Raw genomic sequence first — 22,007 nt, 5'->3', positions numbered from 1 at the left:
TTTTTATTCATGGTTCAAAAGATGCCAGTTAAACCGCAGGATTAACTGTCGCCCCACACCTCTTGCGCTGTTTCAATCACCAAACGCAACTTATTGCGCTGGTCTTCCACCGCGATATTGTTGCCGTGCACGGTGCTGGAAAAACCGCATTGTGGCGACAAGGCCAGCTGGGACAGGGGCGCATATTTGGCTGCCTCATCGATGCGCCGCTTCAAGTTGTCCTTGGTTTCCATGGCGCCAAATTTGGTGGTGACCAGACCGAGCACCACCAGTTTGTCTTTCGCCAAAAAACGCAGGGGGCGGAAGTCGCCGCTGCGGTCGTCGTCGTATTCCAGAAAATAGGCATCTATATTCATCTCTGAAAGCAAAGCTTCGGCGACAGGTTCATAGTTGCCTGCGGCGGCGTGCGTGCTTTTGAAATTGCCGCGACACAAGTGCATGGCCAGCGTCATACCTGCTGGCTTTTGTGCAACCACTTTATTGATGAACGTAGCGTAGCGGTGTGGCAATTCATTGGGATCATCGCCGCGTGCACGCGCGGCTTCGCGCATTTTGTCGTCGCACAAATAGGCCAAATTGGTGTCGTCCATTTGTACATAAGTGCAACCTGCGGCGGCGAGTGAACGCAATTCATCACCATAGGCCTTGGCTACGTCATCATAAAAAGACGGATCAAGCTCAGGGTATGCCTCCTTGCTGATACCGGCGCGACCGCCGCGAAAGTGCAGCATGGTGGGTGAAGGAATCGTCACCTTGGGTGTGCTGCCTTTGGCGACCTGTGACTTCAAATAATGGAAGTCGGCGAGTTGAATGTCTTTCACATGCCGTACTTTGTCGATCACGCGGATCACGGGCGGTGCCAATTCTTGGGTACCGTCAGGGCGTTCGATGGTGACGGGTATGTCGGTTTTCACGCCGCCCATTTGCTCCAGAAAATCGATGTGGAAATACGTGCGGCGGAATTCGCCGTCGGTGATGGATTTCAAGCCCACGTCTTCTTGGAACTTGATGACTTCAGTGATCGCTTTGTCCTCCACCAAACGCAGTTGCTCAGGCGTGATCTGTCCCTTGGCCTTTTGTTCGCGGGCTTCCAAAAGATAAGCGGGGCGTAAAAAGCTGCCAACATGGTCGAAGCGGGCGGGAATATGGGGCGTGGTCATGAAGTCTCCTTGAAGTTTCACCATGTTAAAGCCTGACTAAGTATACAGAGACCCCTGTATATTGGGTAAATGGCGGCATATACAGGCTATTTAGGGCTTCAATGTATACAATGCGTATGCATGAATACAGGCAAAACCACTTTCCCCCTGAACGCTTGGTATGCCGCAGCTTATGACGTCGAAATCGGGCGTGAGCTGCTGCCTCGCACCATTTGCAATCAAAAAATCGTTATGTACCGCCGCTTAGACGGGCAAGCTGTGGCGCTGCATGACGCCTGCTGGCACCGTTTGTTGCCGCTGTCGCAAGGCCGATTGCAAGGCGATGAATTGGTTTGCGGTTACCACGGGCTGGTCTATAACCCCGATGGCCAATGCGTGCGCATGCCAAGTTTGCAAACTCTGAACCCTGCCGCTTGTGTGCGAAGTTTTCCGCTGGTGGAGAAGCACCGCTTCATCTGGTTGTGGATGGGCGACCCGGCACTGGCCGATGCTGCACTGGTGCCTGATATGCATTGGAACGACGACCCCGCGTGGGCGGGCGACGGCAAGCTGATCACGGTCCAGTGCGATTACCGGTTGGTCGTCGATAACCTGATGGACCTGACCCACGAAACCTATGTACATGGCTCGAGCATTGGCAATGAAGCGGTGGTCGAGGCGCCATTTCATGTCACACATGACGACAAGCACGTCACCGTTACGCGCTGGATGGAGGGCATAGAAGCCCCGCCGTTTTGGGCGTCGCAAATACAGCACGCCCGTGGCTACAAAGGCGCCGTGGACCGCTGGCAAATCATCCGCTTTGAAGCACCTGCCACAGTGACCATCGATGTAGGTGTGGCACCAACCGGTAGCAGTGCGATACCAAACGATGGCCATCCAGGGGACCGCAGCCTTGGGGTGAATGGCTTTGTACTCAACACCATCACACCGCAAACCGATGGAAGTTGCCATTATTTTTGGGCGTTTGCACGCAATTACTGTCTGGGTGAACAGGCCTTGACGCACCAACTCCGTGAGGGCGTTGCTGGCATATTCCGAGAAGACGAGGCGGTATTGGAGGCGCAGCAGCAAGCCCTGTTGGATCACCCTGACTTGGGTTTTCACAATTTGAATATCGATGCTGGTGCAGTGCGCTCACGCAGGCTGATCGACAAAATGATTGAATCAGAGCAAACACCTCATAGCGTCATTCCTATTAGGGAAGTGGCCTGACCATGCCTACATCCATCCATTCGGCGACCAACGACAACCCGACGAACTCGCAAGCCGTGCGTGCGCAATTGCGATTGAGAGAAATGATTCTGGCGGCAGAACTGCCTGCCGGTGCGCGAATTGCTGAACTCACTTTGGTAGACAAACTGGGTGTCTCTCGCACGCCGATACGCACCGCACTGATGAAGTTGGAGCAAGAAGGCTTGTTGGAGTCCTTGGCCAACGGCGGTTATGCGGTACGCACCTTCACCGAGCGAGATGTCTCTGACGCTATCGAGTTGCGCGGTACGCTAGAAGGCTTGGCGGTGCGTTTGGCCGCTGAACGGGGCTTTGCGCCGGTATTGTTGACCGAGGCGCGCGCCTGTCTGGCACACATCGACCAATTGCTAGCTTCCGACAGCTTGAACGAGGAAGCCTTTGGCAGCTACGTCTCGCACAATGAAAAATTCCATGCCTTGTTGGAAGAAATGGCTGGCAGCGATGTCTTGCGTCGCGAATGGGAACGTGTGATCGGATTGCCGTTTGCCTCGCCCTCTGGCTTTGTGGTCAGTCAGGCCAACAGCCCGCAGGCACGAGACATGTTGATTGTTGCGCAAGACCAGCACCACCAAGTGTTGCAAGCCATTGAGAGACGCGAGGGCGGCAGAGCAGAAGCCATCATGCGTGAGCATTCGCGATTGGCGCAGCGCAATTTGAGCGAGGCCATGCGCAACACCGATCTCGAACAGTTGCCGGGTGTGCGTCTGATTCGTCGACGGCCGTGAATAGCAGACAAATTAAAATTGATTTTTACACATGAAACGGTCATCAGCCCTGCAACAAGGTTCTGCCCGTCACCCACTCGGTTAAGCTTCCCGCTTGTCGTTGCCTTGGAGAATTTGAATGAAAACATTTTTAAATCTGCGTGCCCTGATGTTGACTTTGGGCATGACGGCCTTGGCGGCACAAGCGCAAGAGTCATTCAAAATCGGTTTGATTTTGCCCATGACTGGACAGCAAGCCACCACTGGCAAACAAATTGAAGCTGCTGCGCGTTTGTTCATGGCGCAAAACGGCGATAAGGTGGCCGGTCGCAAGGTGGAGCTCATCATCAAGGACGATGGCGGTATTCCTGACGCGGCCAAGCGCATCGCACAAGAGTTGGTGGTGAACGACAAAGTGGGCGTGCTCGGCGGGTTTGGTTTGACACCTCTGGCACTGGCCACTGCGCCTATTGCCACCCAATCCAAAACTCCCATGGTGGTGATGGCTGCGGCCACTTCCATCATCACCGAAGCGTCGCCTTTTATTGTTCGAACGAGTTTCACTTTGGCGCAGTGTTCTGTGACCATGGGTGACTGGGCGCCTAAAAACGGTATCAAGCGCGTCGTCACGCTGGTCAGCGATTACGGCCCGGGTATTGATGCCGAAAGATTTTTCAAAGAACGCATGTTGCTCAACAGCGGCCAAGTGATTGAGAGTCTGCGTGTGCCTTTGCGCAACCCTGACTTTGCCCCGTTTTTGCAAAAAGTTCGCGATCTCAAACCTGATGCATTGTTTGTATTTGTTCCCTCTGGCGCAGGCGCGGCTGTGATGAAGCAGTTTTTAGAGCGCGGCATGGACAAGGCCGGTATCAAGTTGATCGGCACTGGCGATTTGACAGATGACGATCAACTCAACGACATGGGCGAAGGTGCTTTGGGTGTGGTAACCAGCCACCATTACTCCGCCGTGCATCCCTCGGCAGTGAACAAAAAATTTGTCGACGCATTCAAAAAGGCCAACAATGGCATGCGTCCTAACTTCATGGCCGTTGGAGGTTATGACGGTATGCGCGTCATTTACGAGGCCTTGAAAAACACCAAGGGCGGGCAGGGTGGCGGTGAAGCCTTGCTGGCAGCCATGAAAGGGCAGATTTTTGAAAGCCCACGCGGACAGATATTCATCGATGCGCAAACCCGTGACATTGTTCAAAACATTTACTTGAGGCGTGTCGAGAAAAAAGACGGCGAACTCTATAACGTTGAGTTCGATGTCATCAAGGAAGTCAAAGACCCTGGCAAGACGAAGTAAAGCGTATGCTGACCCTGCTTTTTGACGGCGTCGCCTACGGCATGTTGCTGTTTGTGCTGGCCATTGGTTTGTCCATCACGCTGGGTTTGATGAATTTCATCAACTTGGCGCACGGCGCATTCGCTATGGCCGGCGGCTACACCTTGGTGTTGTTGATGCAAAAAGCTGGTTGGCCTTTTTTGCCTTCTGTATTCATGGCTTTTGCCGTGAGTGCCTTGCTTGGTTTGGTGCTCGAGGTCACGTTGTATCGACGCATGTACCACAAGACACACCTCGAGCAGGTATTGTTTTCTATTGGCTTGACGTTCATGGCTGTGGCGTCAGTGGACTATTTGGTAGGCTCCACCCAGCAACTGGTGCAATTGCCCGAATTTCTCAAAGGCCGAACCGAGCTGTGGGACGGCGCTTTGGGCATGGGACATTACCGTTTAGCCATCATTGTGGTGTGTGCGTTGCTGGCTTGGGGCTTGCAGTGGTTGTTGGTTCACACCCGTTTTGGCGCACAGTTGCGCGCATCCGTGGATGACAGACGCGTTGCTGCTGCCATGGGCATCAATGTGAACACGATTTTCATGGCCACATTTGCGGTGGGCTCTGGGCTGGCCGGATTGGGTGGTGCGCTGGGCGCTGAGGTGCTCGGACTTGATCCGGTGTTTCCACTCAAGTTCATGATTTACTTTCTCATCGTTGTCGCTGTGGGCGGCACCAGTTCGCTGACGGGTCCGCTACTGGCGGCTTTGCTGCTAGGCATTGCCGATGTCGCAGGTAAATACTATGTACCCAAGCTAGGTGCTTTCATTGTGTATACCTTGATGGTCTTGATCCTTATGTGGCGTCCTCAAGGTTTATTCACACGGGGCAACGCATGAGTACCACCAGCATCAGTCTTGGCGCAGGCTCGCGCGCACGCTGGTGGGAATTTGCCGTGTGGATATTGCTTTTGCTTTTGCCTGTGTTGCTGCCCAAGCATTCATTGTTGGTCAGTGAAATCACCATCATTGCCTTGTTTGCCATGTCGCTGGACCTGGTACTCGGCTACAGCGGTATCGTTTCTCTAGGGCATGCCGCATTTTTTGGTACAGGTGCTTATGCGGCAGCATTGTTTGCCAAGCACATCAACCCTGACCCTTTGACCGGCCTCTTGGTTGCCACACTGGTGTCATCTGTTCTGGGTCTGGTATGCAGTCCCGGCATATTGCGCGGTTCCGACCTGACTCGTTTGATGGTGACATTGGGCATCGCCTTGATATTGCAAGAACTCGCTAACAAAATGGACCATATCACTGGCGGTGCAGATGGTTTGCAGGGCGTGCTCATGGGGCCGGTGTTGGGACGCTTTGAATTTGATTTGATGGGCCAAACCGCCGCCTATTACGCCTTAGCCGTCACCCTGCTGGTCTTTTTGCTATTGAGACGTTGGGTGCACTCGCCTTTCGGATTCAGTCTCAAAGCCATTCGCGACAACCGTTTGCGTGCCCAAGCCATTGGCATACCCGTACATACGCGATTGATGGCGGTGTACACACTGGCCGCAGCGATTGCCGGGCTGGCCGGTGGCATGCAAGCGCAGACCACTGGTTTTGCCTCATTGGATGTGTTTGGTTTTGACCGTTCCGCCGATGTGCTGTTGATGCTGGTCATTGGCGGCACGGGCTGGCTGTGGGGAGGTTTGATGGGTGCGGTGTTATTTAAAACGCTGCACAGCTTAGTGTCCGCACTGACACCACAGTACTGGACGTTTTGGATAGGTTTGTTTTTGGTGTTACTGATGCTGGTGGGCCGTGAAAAACTGCTTCGCCCATGGACTTGGGGGCGTCGTTCATGAGCGAAGACACTGTCCTTTCTTGCACTGGTTTGAGCAAAAAATTCGGTGGCATCACGGCCACCGATAACGTTAGCTTGAAATTGCAACGCGGTGCCAGACATGCGCTCATCGGTCCTAACGGGGCAGGTAAAACCACCTTGATCAACCTGTTGACTGGCATGTTGACGCCAACCGCAGGACGTATTGAATTGCTGGGGGTTGACATCAGCCGTTTAGCGCCGCATCAACGTGTGCAACGCGGGCTGGTTCGAACATTTCAAATCAATCAATTGTTTGACGGCCTCACCCCATTGCAAACTTTGGCTATGACGGTTTCTCAACAACTCGGCTTGGGTGCATCCTTGTGGTACCACCTTGGGAATGACCGTCGTGTGGCCGACCGTTGCGAACAATTGCTGAACCAATTCCACTTGAGTGAAGTGATGGACCAGCCGACCACGCAATTGGCATATGGCAAACGGCGCTTGTTGGAAATGGCGATTTCACTGGCTTGCGAACCCCGCGTGTTGTTGTTGGACGAGCCAGTCGCAGGCGTACCAGCTGGTGAGCGCGAAGAGTTGCTTCAAACAGTGGCCAACTTGCCCGCCGATGTGAGCGTGTTGTTGATTGAGCATGACATGGATTTGGTATTTAGCTTTGCCAAGCGCATGACAGTGCTTGTCAATGGCGCGGTGTTGACCGAGGGCAGCCCTGATGAAATTGCAGCAGACCCGCGTGTGCGCGAGGTCTACCTCGGTCATGGAGAAGCGCATGGGTGATATGTTGCAACTCGAAAACGTCACTGCCGGTTACGGTGAGGCTGTGGTATTGAACCAGGTCAGTTTTTCTTTGGCCGCTGGTGAAACCTTGGCACTGCTAGGTCGTAACGGTACAGGCAAGACCACGTTGATCAATACCTTGGCTGGTACGACACGACAACATGCCGGCAGCATCACCCTCAATGGTGTGGCGCTGCACGCATTGGCTTCGCATGCAAGGGCCGCAGCAGGTGTGGGTTGGGTGCCGCAAGAGCGCAATATTTTCAAATCTTTGACGGTGTTGGAAAACCTCACCGCCGTGGCCAGACCCGGCGCCTGGACTCCAACACGTGTGTTTGAGTTGTTCCCCCGATTGGCAGAGCGTCAAACCAATATGGGCAACCAATTGTCCGGCGGTGAACAGCAAATGCTGGCGGTGGGTCGCGCCTTGGTGCTAAACCCCCAAGTGCTTTTGTTGGACGAACCGCTGGAAGGTTTGGCGCCCATCATTGTGGAAGAACTGTTGCGTGCCATCCGTCGTGTCACGCGCGATGAAGGTATGTCAGCCATCATTGTCGAACAACATCCCCAAGCCATCTTAGCTATCAGCCACCAAGCTGTGGTGCTGGACCAAGGCAGGGTGATTCACCAAGGCGATGCCGCTGAATTGCTGCATCAAGCCGAATTGTTGGATCAATTGCTCGGGGTGAAAAGCCATGCTTGATATCAGCGGCTTCACTGAGATGCTTGAGTCCTCGTATTGGATCTGGCCGGCGATAGCTGCGCTGATCGGATTGCAAATCGGCAGTTTCATCAATGTATTGGTTGGGCGTCTTCCACAAATGATGCAGCGTGAATGGGAACAACAAATGGCTGAAACGCAAACGACGTCGGCGCCACCCCAAGTTGTTTTCAATTTAGCGACGCCTTCTTCGCATTGCACTTCTTGCCATACACCACTTCGTGTGCGCGACCTGGTGCCGGTGCTGAGCTTTGTCTGGTTGAAGGGCCGCTGTGCCCACTGTGGCGCCAAAGTCTCGTTGCGATATCCGTTGGTTGAAATGGCAGTGGCTTTGCTTTGGGCCTACTGCGCTTGGCGGTGGCAAGTCAGCGGGACGGCATTGGCATGGGCCTTGTTTGCCACAGTGGCATTGGCTTTGGCTTTGATTGATGCAGACACCATGCTGTTGCCAGACAGTTTGACCTTGCCTTTGATGTGGGCTGGCATGTTGTGCGCTTCGATAGGTTGGATCCATGTGAGCCTTGAGCAAAGTGTCTGGGGGGCAGCGCTTGGCTACGGGGTATTGTGGTGGGTGCAAGCGGTGTTCGGTTGGATCACTGGCAAGCAAGGCATGGGTGCAGGCGATTTCAAATTACTGGCCGCATTGGGTGCTTGGATGGGTTGGATGGCGTTGCCCGTGTTGGTCTTGATGGCTTCTGTCAGTGGCGTGGTGGTTGCTTTGGTGATGCGCGTTATCGATCGTGTGCAAGCGGGTGAACCGCTACCATTCGGACCTCATTTGGTGTTGGCCGCTGGGGTGTGGATGGTGGCGATGTCTGGTGGTTTGGCAAATATTGGGGCAATGTCATTGCAATGACGAACCTGGTGGTGCATAGTCATAAGACGTTGATGTCAAACATGGCATCCGTTGATTCAAGGTGTTGAGAGGAGTTTAAAAAATGAGTTTGATCATTGACTGTCATGGTCACTACACCACTGCGCCCAAAGCCTTAGAGGACTGGCGCAACCGTCAGATTGCAGGCATTAAAGACACGGCGAACATGCCGAAAGCCTCAGAGTTGAGTATCAGTGATGAGGATTTGCGCCACAGCATTGAAGCCAATCAACTGCGGTTGATGAAAGAGCGTGGCAGCGACATTACCTTGTTTTCACCGCGTGCTTCATTCATGGCGCACCACATTGGCGACTTCAACGTGTCCTCCACTTGGGCCGCGATTTGCAATGAACTTTGCTTTCGCGTCTCGACCTTGTTCCCAGAACATTTCGTGCCGGTGGCAATGCTGCCGCAGTCACCCGGCGTGGATCCGGCGACTTGCATTCCCGAGTTGGAAAAATGCGTCAAAGAATACGGCGCAGTCGGCATCAACTTGAACCCCGATCCTTCTGGTGGGCACTGGACCAGTCCGCCTTTGAGCGACAAACACTGGTACCCGATTTACGAAAAAATGGTCGAGCACGACTTGCCTGCCATGATCCACGTGTCCACCAGTTGCAACGCTTGTTTTCACACCACTGGCGCACATTATTTGAATGCCGACACCACGGCTTTCATGCAATGCCTGACCAGCGATTTGTTCAAGGACTTTCCGACCTTGAAATTTTTGATACCTCATGGTGGCGGCGCTGTGCCTTACCACTGGGGCCGTTTTCGCGGGCTGGCGCAAGAGTTGAAAAAGCCTTTATTGGAAGAACACCTGCTCAACAATATTTATTTCGATACCTGTGTTTACCATCAACCCGGTATCGATTTGCTCAACACTGTCATACCGGTGAAGAATGTGTTGTTTGCGTCAGAGATGATAGGCGCGGTGCGCGGTATTGATCCGCAGACTGGCCATTATTACGATGACACCAAGCGCTACATCGCCAACAGCCAACTGCTGTCGGATGCAGACCGTCATCAAATATATGAAGCCAATGCTCGACGCGTTTTTTCACGCTTGGATGCACGCTTAAAACAGAAAGGTATGTGACATGCATTACCCCTTAGGAACCGTCAAACGCCATATCTTGCGTGCGGATAAAAACGCCGCTGAAAAACTGGGACAGTTTGGCGTCGCCACGGTTCATGAAGCCTTGGGTCGACTCGGTCTGATGCACACCATCATGCGCCCCATTTACGCAGGTGCACGCGTCAGTGGAACAGCGGTCACTGTCTTGCTTCACCCAGGTGACAACTGGATGATGCACGTGGTGGCCGAGCAAATTCAACCCGGCGACATTGTGGTGGCAGCTATCACCGCACCGTGTACCGATGGTTATTTCGGTGACTTGTTGGCAACCTCGTTCATGGCACGCGGCGCAAGAGCGTTGATCATCGATGCCGGTGTGCGCGATGTGGCTGAACTCACGCAAATGGGTTTCCCGGTGTGGAGTCGCGCTATCAGCGCCAAAGGCACCATCAAAGCCACCGTGGGGTCAGTCAACATACCGGTGGTCTGCGCAGGTGCTGCTGTCCATCCTGGGGATGTCATCGTCGCAGATGATGATGGTGTCGTCGTTGTGCCGGCTTCTATGGCAATCGCTGTGGCCGATGCCGCTGCTGCGCGTGAAGGCTTAGAAGCGGAGAAACGCGCCAAGCTGGCAGCCGGTGTGTTGGGCTTGGACATGTACAAAATGCGCGAAGGTCTGGAGAAGGCCGGTTTGAAGTACATCGATTGATGCCGAGGCCATTGATGCATAAACCTACCTCCGGCGATTTCACCAAAACCACTGGCTGGATGGATTGGTACGACGGTCCAGCCAAGCCGCGTTTTGTGTTGCCCGCCGGTGCGGTCGACGCGCATTGTCATGTGTTCGGCCCGGGCGCTTCTTTCCCTTATGCGCCTGAGCGCAAGTACACGCCATGCGACGCGTCAGCCGCGCAATTGTTCGCCTTGCGCGACCATTTAGGTGTTGATAAAAACGTCATCGTGCAAGCCACATGCCACGGTGCTGACAACAGCGCCATGGTGGATGCCTTGTTACGCTCACAAGGCCGTGCACGCGGCATAGCCACTGTCCGGCGCAGCATCAGCGATGCAGACATTCAGCGTATGCATGACGCCGGTGTGCGTGGTGTTCGCTTCAACTTCGTTAAACGATTGGTGGACTTCACGCCTAAAGATGAACTCATGGAGATTGCTTCGCGCATCAAAGCCTGGGGCTGGCATGTGGTGATTTATTTTGAAGCCGTTGATTTGCCCGAGTTGTGGGATTTCTTCACCGCCTTACCGACCACGGTGGTGGTAGACCACATGGGCCGACCAGATGTATCCAAACCATTAAATGGTCCTGAGTTCAGCTTGTTCATGACATTCATGCGAGAGCATCCGAATGTGTGGAGCAAAGTGTCTTGTCCCGAGCGACTCAGTATCCATGGCCCACAAGCTTTAGATGGTGAAACTTCACCTTACACCGATGTGGTGCCGTTTGCACGTCATGTGGTCGAGAGTTTTCCTGACAGAGTGTTGTGGGGTACCGATTGGCCGCACCCCAATTTGAAAGACCATATGCCTGATGACGGGTTGCTGGTTGATTTCATCCCGCAGATTGCGGTGACGGCTGAATTGCAGCAAAAGTTGTTGGTCGACAACCCGACCCGTTTGTATTGGCCTGACCTGATTTGAAAGAAACACATGGCACTGGATAAACCTTACCTTGACGTTCCGGGTACGACGGTATTTGACATGGAGCAATCACGCAAAGGCTACGGGCTCAACCAGTTTTGCATGTCGCTGATGAAAGCAGACAACCGCGCCCGTTTCAAAGCAGATGAACGCGCTTACTTGGACGAGTGGGACATGAGTGAGGAACAAAAGCTTGCGGTGTTAGCTCGCGATTTGAACTGGTGCATACGCACTGGCGGCAATATTTATTTCTTGGCCAAGATAGGCGCCACCGATGGCAAAAGTTTTCAGCAAATGGCGGGCAGCATGACCGGTATGAGCGAAGACGAATACAGAAACATGATGATCAGCGGAGGGCGCTCTGTCGAGGGCAACCGCTATATCGGCGAAGACGGTACGGCACAAGCGCACAAACAGCCCCAAGGTAATGCAAGCAACGCAGGAGGCGCATAAACATGGCACGCATTTCTGCATCGGTCTACACCTCGCACGTGCCTGCCATTGGCGCAGCGCTTGACATGGGCAAAACGCAAGAGCCGTATTGGCAACCGGTGTTCGCAGGTTACGAATACTCCAAAGAATGGATGAAACGCAACACACCAGATGTGATTTTTTTGGTGTTCAACGACCACGCCACTGCCTTCAGTCTGGACATGATCCCGACGTTTGCCATAGGTACGGCAGCGCAATACATACCTGCTGACGAAGGCTGGGGCCCGCGCCCGGTGCCTGTGGTGCAAGGCCATCCCGAGCTCGCAGCTCACATTGCGCAGTCTGTGATTCAGCAGGACTTTGACCTGACCATCGTCAACAAAATGGACGTAGACCATGGCTTGACTGTCCCCCTGTCGCTGATGTGCGGTCAGCCGTCAGCATGGCCTTGCCCGGTGATTCCATTTGCAGTCAACGTGGTGCAATATCCCGTGCCCTCGGGACAGCGTTGTTTCAACTTGGGTAAAGCGATTGCAAACGCCGTTAAGAGTTTTGATGCCGATTTGAATGTGCAGATCTGGGGCACAGGTGGCATGAGCCACCAATTGCAAGGGCCTCGTGCGGGGCTGATTAACAAACAATTTGACCATGCGTTTTTAGACCGATTGATCGCCGACCCTCAGGGTCTGGCGCACATGCCGCATATCGACTATGTGCGTGAAGCTGGTAGCGAAGGCATAGAGTTGGTGATGTGGTTGATTGCGCGGGGGGCAATGAGCGATGTGAGTGGCGGTGCAGCGCCGCAGGTGAAGCACCGTTTTTATCACGTGCCTGCCAGTAACACGGCGGTTGGGCATTTGATTTTAGAAAATGCATAGCGTTTGTTTTTTTTAATATGCAAATCAAAACCTTATCGCTCATAGAAAGCTTTGACAGTCAGTTAAGTGTGCGAGCCTAGAAAACCTCTTTAAACTCAATCAATCGAACCAACAATAACTAAGGATTCCCATGACCATCAAAGTTGCCTTGGCCGGTGCCGGCGCATTTGGCATCAAACATTTAGACGGTATCAAGCTGATTGATGGCGTTGAAGTGGTGTCGCTGATTGGCCGTGAACTCGCCAAAACCCAAGAAGTTGCAGATCAATACGGTATTGCCCACGTCACTACCGATTTGAATGAAAGCCTGGCCATCAAAGAAGTGGATGCGGTGATTTTGTGTACGCCCACGCAAATGCACGCCTCGCAGTCCATTGCGTGTTTGAGCGCGGGCAAGCATGTACAAGTGGAAATTCCATTGTGTGATGTCTATAAAGACGGCTCGCAAGTGGTGGCCTTACAGCAGCAAACCGGTTTGGTGGCCATGTGCGGACACACGCGCCGTTTCAACCCCAGCCACCAGTTTGTGCATCAGCAGATTCAGTCGGGTCAATTCAAAATTTACCAGATGGATGTGCAAACCTATTTCTTTCGCCGCACCAACATGAACGCCTTGGGTCAAGCGCGCAGCTGGACCGACCATTTGCTGTGGCACCACGCGGCGCACACCGTGGATTTATTCGCTTACCAAGTCGGCAGTCCGGTCATTAAGGCCAATGCCCTACAAGGGCCTGTACACCCGACGCTTGGCATAGCCATGGACATGAGCATTCAACTGCAAGCGGCCAATGGTGCAATTTGTACGCTGTCACTCAGCTTTAACAACGACGGACCGTTGGGCACGTTCTTTCGCTATATCGGCGACAACGCCACTTACATCGCACGTTATGACGATTTGTTCAACGGCAAAGATGAAAAAATCGATGTGTCTAAAGTGGCCGTGTCAATGAATGGTATCGAGTTGCAGGACAGAGAATTTTTCTCAGCCATACGCGAGGGCCGCGAGCCCAACGGCAGTGTGGCGCAAGTGTTGCCTTGCTATCAAGTGCTGCACGACTTGGAACAGCAGCTAAGCGCTTAGGAAAAGTTCTACTAACCACTCACCACTTTGCCTATGGTTTTTTTCTCGCGCCTGGCGATTTCTTTGGCTGCAAACAGCACGTCGTCGTCTAGGTCTAGGGTGGTGCGCATGCTCGAATCCTCAAGATGTTTGATGATTTTTCATCAAACATCATTTCAATCAAGCTCTAAAATACAACGATGAACACACGTCAAGTAGGCCCTTTCCGCGTCAATCCCATCGGCCTGGGATGCATGAATATTTGCCCCGTATACGGGCCGCCGCCGTCTGAAGCAGATGCGCAAAAACTGCTGCTGGCTGCACTCGATGAAGGCGTGAATTTTTTCGACACTGCTGCTTTGTATGGTTTTGGTGAAAGCGAGCGCATCATCGGCAAGACCTTGTCGGCTAAGCGCAGTCAATTCACATTGGCCAGCAAATGCGGTTTGCATGGTGTTGATAAAAACGGCGATGGCAAAAAAGTACGCGTACTCGATGGCCGTCCTGAGACTCTGCGTGCGACTTGTGAAAACAGTTTGCGTAGCCTCAAAACTGATGTGATCGACTTGTACTATTTGCACAGATGGGATAAACATGTTCCCATTGAAGACAGTGTAGGCATGTTGAGTGATTTGGTGCGGCAAGGAAAAATTCGCACTATCGGCTTATCCGAAGTGTCGACAAGCACCTTACGCAAAGCACATGCGGTTCACCCCATCACAGCGCTGCAAACAGAATACTCATTGTGGACTCGAAATCCTGAGATTGCTGTGCTCGACGCCTGCCGCGAACTAGGCATCAGCTTTGTCTCGTTCAGTCCCTTGGCCAGGAAATTTTTATGCGCAGATTTGAGCGACATAAGCCAACTCTTGCCAACCGATTGGCGACACACATCGCCACGTTTTCATGCTGGCAATTACGCTAACAATTTAAAATTATTGGATGCGTATTTGGACATTGCGCACGATGTAGGTTGTACACCTGCACAACTGGCGCTGGCTTGGGTGTTACATCAAGCGCCGCACATCGTGACGATACCTGGCACTTCGCGCATAGACCACTTGAAGGACAACATGGGTGCGCTGGAAGTGAAACTCTCTGATGAAATGCTTTTGCGTCTTGACAAGGCGATCAATCACAGCAACGTGGCTGGCAACAGGTATAACGAACTTGCCAACAGCGAGGTAGATACCGAGGTGTTTTAATCACACGGTATCGGGATGCACAGGTTGCCGGTTGAGTTTAAGCATCAGCAAGCCTGCGCTGACCAGTATCCACATACCGCACCATGCCAAGAGGTTGGGTACATCTCCCCAAATGACAAAACCAACAATCACAGCTGTCAACAAACCCATATATCTAAAAGGCGCGATCACGCTCATGTCAGCCACCCGTGTCGCTTTGATCAAGAAAAAATAACCGCTACTTAAAAATACCGAAGCACTGGCAACCATCAACCAAGTGAAAGCGCTGAGGTCTACCCATTCGTGCGCCAGTGACCAGATACCAGCCAGTACGGTAGCTGACAGCGCAGTTCCCACAGTGATTACCATCGAAGGAACAGTCGGTGGAATAAATCGAACACTTAAATCGCGTAACGCATGTAAGCAGGTGCCTGCCAAAGCCACCCATGCCCATGCATTAAAGCCCTCGGCCTGAGGTTGAACCACCAGTATTACGCCCACGAAACCCAAGCCGATGATCATCCAATTGCGCAAGCTGATATGCACACCCATCAGCAGACCTGAAAATAAAGCAATCAGCAGCGGGGTAGACATATTGATGGCAGTGGCATTGCCCAGCGGCATATGAAACAGTGCGCTCAAATAAACCAGACTGGCCAAGCCATCTAGCAAGGATCTCGCCAGCACCCAGCGTTGGGTCAGATGTTGTTGCCACTCACGGTTGAATGCCTGCTTGTCTAAAACCTTTGCAAGTAACAGCAAACCCAACACCGCCATGAGGCCGCGTAAAAAAATCAGTTGAGAAGCGGGAAGGCTGTGGCTGACGAACTTGACCAAGGTGTCATTGATGACAAAACACACCATACCCACCGACATGGCGATCACGCCACGCCGGTTATGGTGCTGGGTCACAAAGTGTCAATGAAACTACGCAGTTTGTCCGAGCGGCTGGGGTGCTTGAGTTTGCGTAAAGCCTTGGCCTCTATTTGGCGTATGCGCTCGCGTGTCACATCGAACTGTTTACCGACTTCTTCCAGCGTGTGGTCGTTGTCCATCTCGATGCCGAAACGCATGCGCAGCACTTTGGCTTCGCGCGGCGTTAAACCATCGAGAATTTCTTTGACCACATCGCGTAAACCGGCTTGCATGGCGGCTTCGATAGGTGCGGTGTTTGCGCCGTCTTCAATGAAGTCGCCCAAGTGTGAATCATCATCGTCACCGATAGGCGTTTCCATGGAAATAGGCTCTTTGGCGATCTTCATGATCTTGCGGATTTTGTCTTCCGGCATTTCCATTTTTTCTGCCAGCACAGAGGCATCGGGCTCGAAACCGAATTCCTGTAAATGCTGACGGCTGATTCGGTTCATCTTGTTGATGGTTTCAATCATGTGAACCGGGATACGGATGGTGCGGGCTTGATCGGCGATAGAGCGGGTGATGGCTTGACGTATCCACCAAGTGGCATAGGTGGAGAACTTGTAACCGCGACGGTATTCAAATTTATCGACGGCTTTCATCAAGCCGATGTTGCCTTCTTGAATCAAATCAAGGAATTGCAAACCACGGTTGGTGTACTTTTTGGCGATAGAGATGACAAGACGCAAATTGGCCTCGATCATTTCTTTTTTCGCGTTGCGTGAAGCGCGTTCGCCTTCGTTCATGCGCTTGTTGATGTCTTTGAGTTCAGCCAATGGCACGACGACGCGGTTTTGGATATCCGTCAGTTTGGTTTGCAGTTCCTGAATAGCAGGAATATTGCGGGTCATGGTGACTGACCAGTTTTTACCTGCGGCTGATTGTTTTTCTACCCATTTCAGGTTCAACAAATTGGCAGGAAATTCTTTGATGAACATTTCCTGAGGCATGCCGCAACGGTCGACGATGATGCGTCGCAATTCACGTTCTTTTTTGCGTACATCATCGACTTGCGAGCGCACCAAATCACACAGCTTTTCGATGGTGCGAGCGGTAAAGCGCACGGTCATCATTTCTTCGCTGATGGATTTTTGGATCTTCATGTAGGCCGGTGTGCCGTAACCTTCTTTGTCGAAGCTCTTGCGCAGCTTGTCGAACAACACTTGAATTCGGTCTAAGCGTGTCAGCGCTTCGCTCTTGAGTTCTTCCAGTTTTTTGGTCAGCGCTTTGGAGCCGCCTTTGCCGTCGTCATCGTCCGAGTCGTCGAACTCGTCGAAGTCCTCTTCGGCCACATAGTCATCGGCTTCGTTGGCGTTGGTGAAACCATCGACGATGGTGGAGATGACAACCTTATCCTCACGGATATCGGTAGCCATTCGCAAAATTTCTGCCACCGTGGCGGGAGAAGCGCTGATGGCTTCCATCATGGCCATCAAACCGCCTTCGATGCGCTTGGCGATTTCAATCTCGCCTTCGCGTGTCAGCAACTCCACCGTGCCCATTTCACGCATGTACATGCGTACCGGGTCGGTGGTGCGACCGAATTCGCTGTCCACCGTTGACAAAGCAGCTTCGGCTTCTTCCTCGGCTTCTTCTTCACTGGCCACAGTCGGGCCGGTGTTGTTGATGATCAACATTTCGGCGTCTGGTGTTTGCTCGAACACGGCGACACCCATGTCATTCAACATGGTGATCACCACTTCTAAGGTTTCGGCGTCGACCAGTTTGTCAGGCAGGTGGTCTGATATTTCACCGTGCGTCAGGTAGCCGCGTGTTTTGCCCAACTTGATCAGCGTTTTCAAGCGCGAGCGTCGTTTGGCCAAGTCTTCTTCCGACAACACGGCTTCGTCGAGGCCAAATTCTTTCATCAAGGCACGTTCTTTGGCCTTGCTGATCTTCATTCGTAAAGGTTTGACCTTTTCACCGGTGGCGGTGGATTCTTCGGCGAATTCTGCCTCGAGGTCGACGATATCCTCATCTTCAGCAATGAGTTTTGTGGCGGCTTTGCCCTTGGCTGCAGGTTTGGCTGCGGCTTTGGGTGGTTTGGCGCGTTCGGCCGAAGCGGTGACGGGCTTGGCTGTGGATTTGGTTGCAGGCTTGGCAGCTGATTTAGCAACTGGTTTGGCAGGGGTTTTGGTCGCAGGTTTAGCTGCAGCTTTGGTTGCTGGTTTGGCAGCAGATTTCGCAGCAGGTTTGGCGGTAGCTTTTGTCACAGGTTTGGTCACGGTTTTGGAGGGTGCAGGTTTGGCAGCGGATTTGACAGCTGCAGTTTTGGCAACGGCTTTGGTGGCAGGTTTAGCAGCGGCTTTGGCTGCAGGCTTGGCAGTTTTTTTGGCAGTCATGTCAATCCTCGGGCAACAAAAAGAAAATCACGCGCAGGCGGGCTGAGCGTCAATGTGTATCAAAGAGGGCAAACAAGCTGGAGGGGCGAACATTTGGTATGCAGTCCTTGCGGAATTTGGCGGGTTGCGAGCTGTGTGTCGCGGTTGGCCGGGCCCGGAGGTATTGCTGTCGCGCTTGTGAGAGGCGGATTATACCTGAGAGACTTTTTTCAGGCCTGCTAAGCGCGCATTCAACACTTTGATGTGGGCATAGGCCTGTGTGTCGGTGGCCATGCGGCTTGTCAAATCATCAATTTGTGTGGCGATATGTGCTTTCTCTATTTCAAGCATGATGCTTTGTAATTCACTGGGGTCATGGTCAATGTCTAATGGCATTTTGTCCAGTAAGCCTGCAAGCACCGCCTCATGCTCATGCCCGCGCAAACCCTCGCGCAAAGCGGCCAAAGGCTGCAAACCGTGTTCTTGCCATTGCTGATCCAACCATGTGAACAACCGTCCGTGCGCTGATGTCAAATCCATTAACAAATGTTGCAAGGGCGAGGCCATGACCGACCATTGCTTCATGTCACTGAATAAAATTTGTAACGCCCGATCTTCACGTGAAGCCGGCTTGCTTCGTATGGGGATGGGTCGTCTGGGCTTGGCTGAGGCGGGGTTGGCTAAGCCTTTGCCCGCCAAACGACTGCGCTCTGCTGTGGGACGTTGACCTGCCGCTAGCCAGAGTCTTTGCAATTCGCGTTCACCGATACCGATCAGGTCGGCAAATTCACCCAGCAGTTGGGTTTTTAAAATACCTTCAGGCAGTGCGGTCCACAATGGTTTGGCTTGCGAGGCCAGCAAAGCGCGCCCCTCGGCGGTATCGATATCACAGCCCTCGCGCGAGACCTCGATCATGAACCGACTCAAAGGAGTGGCATCAGACACCATGCGAGCAAACGCTTGACTGCCGTGTTCCCGGATGAAACTGTCTGGGTCGTGTTCGGCTGGCAGAAACAAAAATTTCACATTGCGTACATCGGTCGCAAATGGCAATGCCCCGTCGAGCGCTTTTCGCGCCGCGCGTCGTCCGGCGGCGTCGCCGTCGAAACTGAAGACCACCGCATCGGTGAAGCGAAACATTTTTTGCACATGCTCGGTGGTGCAGGCCGTACCTAAGGTTGCCACGGCGTTGGCAAAACCCAATTGCGCCAAGGCCACCACATCCATATAGCCTTCGGTCACCAGAACATAACCTGCTTCCCTCAGCGCGTTCCTGGCTTCATACAAGCCATACAACTCGCGCCCCTTGCTGAAGACCGGCGTCTCCGGAGAGTTGAGGTATTTGGGTGTGCCCTCACCAAGGATGCGACCGCCAAAACCAATGCATTCCCCCTTGACATTGCGAATCGGAAACATGATGCGGTCGCGGAAACGGTCGTAGCGTTTTTCTTCGCTGGCTTCTTCGTTGTTGCTGATGACCAAGCCGGATTCAACCAGCAAAGCGTCCTGGTAATCGGGAAACACACTGGCCAGACTGCGCCAGCCCTCGGGCGCGTAACCCAGACCGAAGTCCTTGGCAATTTCTCCGGTCAGCCCGCGACCTTTCAAATAGTCCACAGCCTTGCTGCTGGTCTTTAAAGATTTACGGTAAGACTCGGCGGCTTTTCCCAACACTTCAGTCAAGGTGGACTGGCGCTGCCGCTGTTGTTGTGCGCGTTGACGGTCAAGTGGATCAGTGTCGTCTTCAGGTACTTGCATACCAAAGGACTGGGCCAGATCTTTCACAGCTTCGACAAAACTCATGCCGGTGTGTTCCATCAAAAAGCCGATGGCGTTGCCGTTTTTGCCACAACCAAAGCAATGAAAAAACTGCTTGCTTGGACTGACGGTGAATGAGGGTGACTTTTCGCTGTGAAATGGGCACAAGCCCATGAAGTTAGCGCCGCCTTTCTTCAGTTGCACATAACGCCCGACCACGTCAACCACGTCGGCGCGGGCGATCAGTTCCTGTATGAAAGACTGGGGGATGGCCATTGAATCAGTCGCCGCTGACTGAACCTTCTCGGCGTGGATCGGCAGCACCCAACCAACCCTCTGCATCGCGTTGTATGGCATGTAGTCCGCTGTTCAAATCAATTTGCTGCACCGTATGACCCAGGCTGCGTAGGCTGTCCATGGTCTGTGCGCTGAATTGAGATTTTTCCAGCAGCACAGGGCCTTGTGTTTGTGTGATGCCAGAGTGTGGCAGGTTGATGGCATCTTGGGCATTCAAATTGGCATGCAGCATGGCCCACAAGCTTTGGCTGGTGTAGTGAATGATCATGGCGCCGCCGGGGCTGCCCATGTTGATGAGCAAAGGACCGCGTTGTCCTTTTTCATCAAGAGCAAACACCATCAGTGGGTTCATGGAAGAGCGTGGTCGCTTGCCTGCCAATAACTTGTTGGCGACTGCAACGCCATTTTCATCACGCGGCGAAAAGCTGAAATCGGTGAGTTGATTGTTTAGAAAAAAACCACCTCTTTGACCGGTGCTGACCATGATGCGAGCGCCAAAGCCACTTTCTATCGATGTGGTCATGGACACGGCATTGCCCCACCCATCGATGATGCTGATGTGGCTGGTGCCGTACTCCATTTGCGCTGGCATCGGGGCGTGAGAAGTTGCTGAGTTGCCAGGCGAACCCGCGGCAAATTCTGGTGTTCGGTAAGCTTGGATCAGGTTTGCACGTTGTTGAAGATAGGCAGTATCTAACAAACTTTTCCAGTCATTCGCGGGCGCATTCACAAACGCTGGGTCAGCCACATACATCGCGCGGTCTGCAAAAGCCAAGCGAGCGGCTTCGTTGTAATGGTGCAGCCAATCTACGCTGCTGACAGCATTGCTGATTTGCTGTTTTTCAGACAAGACGCCAAAAATTTGTCCCATGGCAATCAAACCCGATGAGGGGGCACCGACACCACAGACCTGAACCGATTGGCTGCTGTTTGTATTGTGAGAAAAGCACAAAGCCTCGCGCACCACGGGCCTGTACTTGAACATGTCTGACATGGTCAGCAAGCCTGGGTTGTTAGGGTGCTGTTGAACTTTATTGACGATGCTTTGTGCAACTTCACCGGTATAAAAAGTTTCAGCCCCTAGGTTGGCTATAGCGCGGTAGACAGTGGCCAGACCGGGATTGGTCAACACATGCCCAACAGGCAATGGTGTGCCATCCGGATTGAAAAAATAAGCCACTGATTGCTGATCTTTGAGCAGGCTTTTTTCTGCCGCGAGCAAGGCGTGCAAACGCGGACTGATGGCAAAACCTTTGTCCGCCAATTCAATCGCAGGTTCAAACAATGCGGCCCAAGGTAAACGCCCGTGTTGTTGATGCGCCATGGCAAGCATTCGCAACAAGCCGGGCACACCGACCGCGCGACCACCCGCTACTACATCGTTAAAAGTCAGGGGCTTGCCGTTCATCATGAACAAGTCATCGGGGGCGAGTACGGGAGCAATTTCACGGCCATCAAACACCTGAAGCTGGCGACCATCGTGGTGTAGCAAAAATCCACCGCCGCCGATGCCGCTGGACTGTGGTTCCACCAAGGTCAACACCAATTGAACTGCAATCGCAGCATCCACCGCAGACCCGCCTGCTTGCAAAATACGGTATCCGGCTTCGCTGGCAAGCGGGTGGGCGGAGGCTACACCGCGCTGCTTGAAGTGCCAACCGGGTTTGGCTTGAAAGCCAGTTGACATTTCAGGTTGCGTCGCAGCTGTGGTTTGTCCTATGGCCAAAGAATGGCCTAGTAACAAAAGGCAGGATGTGTAGATGATGCGACGAATAAGCATGCTGGCAGTCTCAAAAGATAGGTTGGACGGATGGTTTGTCATG

General features: G+C 53.0%; 20 protein-coding genes. 15 read left to right on the top strand and 5 right to left on the bottom strand.

The features are described from left to right. Positions 1–41: 41 nt before the first annotated feature. The gene (locus AC9UG7_RS03115; RefSeq protein ID WP_509583977.1) at positions 42–1,160 is read right to left on the bottom strand and encodes a 5-methyltetrahydropteroyltriglutamate--homocysteine S-methyltransferase; all 1,119 of its coding nucleotides are present in this window, start codon (positions 1,158–1,160) and stop codon (positions 42–44) included. 120 nt (positions 1,161–1,280) lie between these two features. Here AC9UG7_RS03115 and AC9UG7_RS03110 point away from each other — a divergent pair, with 120 nt between their 5' ends. From AC9UG7_RS03110 to AC9UG7_RS03040, 15 genes are all read left to right on the top strand, one after another. Next, positions 1,281–2,375, top strand: a complete 1,095-nt coding sequence (locus AC9UG7_RS03110; protein ID WP_509583975.1) for an aromatic ring-hydroxylating dioxygenase subunit alpha — start codon at positions 1,281–1,283, stop codon at positions 2,373–2,375. 2 nt (positions 2,376–2,377) lie between these two features. Next, positions 2,378–3,139, top strand: coding sequence for a GntR family transcriptional regulator (locus tag AC9UG7_RS03105; RefSeq protein ID WP_509583973.1), 762 nt, complete (start codon positions 2,378–2,380; stop codon positions 3,137–3,139). Positions 3,140–3,257: 118 nt separating this feature from the next. Further along, the gene (locus AC9UG7_RS03100) at positions 3,258–4,427 is read left to right on the top strand and encodes an ABC transporter substrate-binding protein (RefSeq protein ID WP_509583971.1); all 1,170 of its coding nucleotides are present in this window, start codon (positions 3,258–3,260) and stop codon (positions 4,425–4,427) included. A 5-nt stretch (positions 4,428–4,432) separates the two neighbouring features. Next, on the top strand, positions 4,433–5,296 hold the full coding sequence (locus AC9UG7_RS03095) for a branched-chain amino acid ABC transporter permease (protein WP_509583969.1): 864 nt from the start codon (positions 4,433–4,435) through the stop codon (positions 5,294–5,296). Further along, positions 5,293–6,252 (top strand): branched-chain amino acid ABC transporter permease, encoded by a 960-nt coding sequence (locus AC9UG7_RS03090; protein WP_509583967.1) that lies wholly within the window; start codon positions 5,293–5,295, stop codon positions 6,250–6,252. The genes AC9UG7_RS03095 and AC9UG7_RS03090 overlap by 4 nt, the downstream gene beginning before the upstream one ends. After that, positions 6,249–7,010, top strand: a complete 762-nt coding sequence (locus tag AC9UG7_RS03085; protein ID WP_509583966.1) for an ABC transporter ATP-binding protein — start codon at positions 6,249–6,251, stop codon at positions 7,008–7,010. The genes AC9UG7_RS03090 and AC9UG7_RS03085 overlap by 4 nt, the downstream gene beginning before the upstream one ends. Beyond that, entirely contained in the window at positions 7,003–7,713 is a 711-nt protein-coding gene (locus tag AC9UG7_RS03080) for an ABC transporter ATP-binding protein (protein WP_509583964.1), read from the top strand. Before AC9UG7_RS03085 ends, AC9UG7_RS03080 begins: the two co-directional genes overlap by 8 nt. Next, complete coding sequence (locus AC9UG7_RS03075; RefSeq protein WP_509583962.1) at positions 7,706–8,587, top strand: prepilin peptidase; 882 nt, start codon at positions 7,706–7,708, stop codon at positions 8,585–8,587. The genes AC9UG7_RS03080 and AC9UG7_RS03075 overlap by 8 nt, the downstream gene beginning before the upstream one ends. Positions 8,588–8,669: 82 nt before the next feature. Then, complete coding sequence (locus AC9UG7_RS03070; protein ID WP_509583961.1) at positions 8,670–9,704, top strand: amidohydrolase family protein; 1,035 nt, start codon at positions 8,670–8,672, stop codon at positions 9,702–9,704. Between the two features lies 1 nt (position 9,705). Then, the gene (gene ligK, locus AC9UG7_RS03065; protein ID WP_509583960.1) at positions 9,706–10,392 is read left to right on the top strand and encodes a 4-carboxy-4-hydroxy-2-oxoadipate aldolase/oxaloacetate decarboxylase; all 687 of its coding nucleotides are present in this window, start codon (positions 9,706–9,708) and stop codon (positions 10,390–10,392) included. Positions 10,393–10,406: 14 nt separating this feature from the next. Continuing rightward, positions 10,407–11,339 (top strand): amidohydrolase family protein, encoded by a 933-nt coding sequence (locus AC9UG7_RS03060; protein WP_509583958.1) that lies wholly within the window; start codon positions 10,407–10,409, stop codon positions 11,337–11,339. A 9-nt stretch (positions 11,340–11,348) separates the two neighbouring features. Next, positions 11,349–11,792 (top strand): protocatechuate 4,5-dioxygenase subunit alpha, encoded by a 444-nt coding sequence (gene ligA / locus AC9UG7_RS03055; RefSeq protein ID WP_509583956.1) that lies wholly within the window; start codon positions 11,349–11,351, stop codon positions 11,790–11,792. A gap of 2 nt (positions 11,793–11,794) precedes the next feature. Beyond that, on the top strand, positions 11,795–12,649 hold the full coding sequence (locus tag AC9UG7_RS03050) for a class III extradiol dioxygenase subunit beta (protein WP_509583954.1): 855 nt from the start codon (positions 11,795–11,797) through the stop codon (positions 12,647–12,649). 130 nt (positions 12,650–12,779) lie between these two features. Then, positions 12,780–13,730 carry a Gfo/Idh/MocA family oxidoreductase gene (locus tag AC9UG7_RS03045; RefSeq protein WP_509583953.1) on the top strand — a complete coding sequence of 317 codons (951 nt, stop codon included), beginning with the start codon at positions 12,780–12,782 and terminating at the stop codon, positions 13,728–13,730. A gap of 179 nt (positions 13,731–13,909) precedes the next feature. Beyond that, on the top strand, positions 13,910–14,914 hold the full coding sequence (locus AC9UG7_RS03040) for an aldo/keto reductase (protein ID WP_509583951.1): 1,005 nt from the start codon (positions 13,910–13,912) through the stop codon (positions 14,912–14,914). Here AC9UG7_RS03040 and AC9UG7_RS03035 read toward each other — a convergent pair whose 3' ends face one another. The 4 genes from AC9UG7_RS03035 to AC9UG7_RS03020 all read right to left on the bottom strand — a co-directional run bounded on the left by AC9UG7_RS03035 (position 14,915) and on the right by AC9UG7_RS03020 (position 22,006). Continuing rightward, positions 14,915–15,805 (bottom strand): DMT family transporter, encoded by an 891-nt coding sequence (locus AC9UG7_RS03035; protein WP_509583949.1) that lies wholly within the window; start codon positions 15,803–15,805, stop codon positions 14,915–14,917. It lies immediately after the preceding gene. Continuing rightward, positions 15,802–18,150 carry an RNA polymerase sigma factor RpoD gene (gene rpoD / locus AC9UG7_RS03030; RefSeq protein ID WP_509583947.1) on the bottom strand — a complete coding sequence of 783 codons (2,349 nt, stop codon included), beginning with the start codon at positions 18,148–18,150 and terminating at the stop codon, positions 15,802–15,804. Before rpoD ends, AC9UG7_RS03035 begins: the two co-directional genes overlap by 4 nt. 189 nt (positions 18,151–18,339) lie before the next feature. Beyond that, positions 18,340–20,163 (bottom strand): DNA primase, encoded by a 1,824-nt coding sequence (gene dnaG, locus AC9UG7_RS03025; protein WP_509583945.1) that lies wholly within the window; start codon positions 20,161–20,163, stop codon positions 18,340–18,342. A gap of 4 nt (positions 20,164–20,167) precedes the next feature. Next, entirely contained in the window at positions 20,168–22,006 is a 1,839-nt protein-coding gene (locus tag AC9UG7_RS03020) for a gamma-glutamyltransferase family protein (RefSeq protein WP_509583943.1), read from the bottom strand. Between the last annotated feature and the right edge of the window lies 1 nt (position 22,007).

The organism is Limnohabitans sp., assembly GCF_046052765.1.
Lineage (GTDB): Bacteria > Pseudomonadota > Gammaproteobacteria > Burkholderiales > Burkholderiaceae_C > Limnohabitans.
Note: the sequence above shows the minus strand (reverse complement) of the source record. Positions and strands in the feature narration are given on the sequence as shown.

Coding starts and splice junctions, on each gene's coding strand:
- AC9UG7_RS03080 (WP_509583964.1), top strand. CDS start 7,003: ATGGGTGATATGTTGCAACTCGAAAACGTCACTGCCGGTTACGGTGAG.
- AC9UG7_RS03110 (WP_509583975.1), top strand. CDS start 1,281: ATGAATACAGGCAAAACCACTTTCCCCCTGAACGCTTGGTATGCCGCA.
- dnaG (WP_509583945.1), bottom strand. CDS start 20,163: ATGGCCATCCCCCAGTCTTTCATACAGGAACTGATCGCCCGCGCCGAC.
- AC9UG7_RS03020 (WP_509583943.1), bottom strand. CDS start 22,006: ATGACAAACCATCCGTCCAACCTATCTTTTGAGACTGCCAGCATGCTT.
- AC9UG7_RS03050 (WP_509583954.1), top strand. CDS start 11,795: ATGGCACGCATTTCTGCATCGGTCTACACCTCGCACGTGCCTGCCATT.
- AC9UG7_RS03085 (WP_509583966.1), top strand. CDS start 6,249: ATGAGCGAAGACACTGTCCTTTCTTGCACTGGTTTGAGCAAAAAATTC.
- AC9UG7_RS03115 (WP_509583977.1), bottom strand. CDS start 1,160: ATGACCACGCCCCATATTCCCGCCCGCTTCGACCATGTTGGCAGCTTT.
- AC9UG7_RS03095 (WP_509583969.1), top strand. CDS start 4,433: ATGCTGACCCTGCTTTTTGACGGCGTCGCCTACGGCATGTTGCTGTTT.
- AC9UG7_RS03045 (WP_509583953.1), top strand. CDS start 12,780: ATGACCATCAAAGTTGCCTTGGCCGGTGCCGGCGCATTTGGCATCAAA.
- AC9UG7_RS03090 (WP_509583967.1), top strand. CDS start 5,293: ATGAGTACCACCAGCATCAGTCTTGGCGCAGGCTCGCGCGCACGCTGG.
- rpoD (WP_509583947.1), bottom strand. CDS start 18,150: ATGACTGCCAAAAAAACTGCCAAGCCTGCAGCCAAAGCCGCTGCTAAA.
- AC9UG7_RS03105 (WP_509583973.1), top strand. CDS start 2,378: ATGCCTACATCCATCCATTCGGCGACCAACGACAACCCGACGAACTCG.
- ligA (WP_509583956.1), top strand. CDS start 11,349: ATGGCACTGGATAAACCTTACCTTGACGTTCCGGGTACGACGGTATTT.
- ligK (WP_509583960.1), top strand. CDS start 9,706: ATGCATTACCCCTTAGGAACCGTCAAACGCCATATCTTGCGTGCGGAT.
- AC9UG7_RS03040 (WP_509583951.1), top strand. CDS start 13,910: ATGAACACACGTCAAGTAGGCCCTTTCCGCGTCAATCCCATCGGCCTG.
- AC9UG7_RS03060 (WP_509583958.1), top strand. CDS start 10,407: ATGCATAAACCTACCTCCGGCGATTTCACCAAAACCACTGGCTGGATG.
- AC9UG7_RS03100 (WP_509583971.1), top strand. CDS start 3,258: ATGAAAACATTTTTAAATCTGCGTGCCCTGATGTTGACTTTGGGCATG.
- AC9UG7_RS03075 (WP_509583962.1), top strand. CDS start 7,706: ATGCTTGATATCAGCGGCTTCACTGAGATGCTTGAGTCCTCGTATTGG.
- AC9UG7_RS03070 (WP_509583961.1), top strand. CDS start 8,670: ATGAGTTTGATCATTGACTGTCATGGTCACTACACCACTGCGCCCAAA.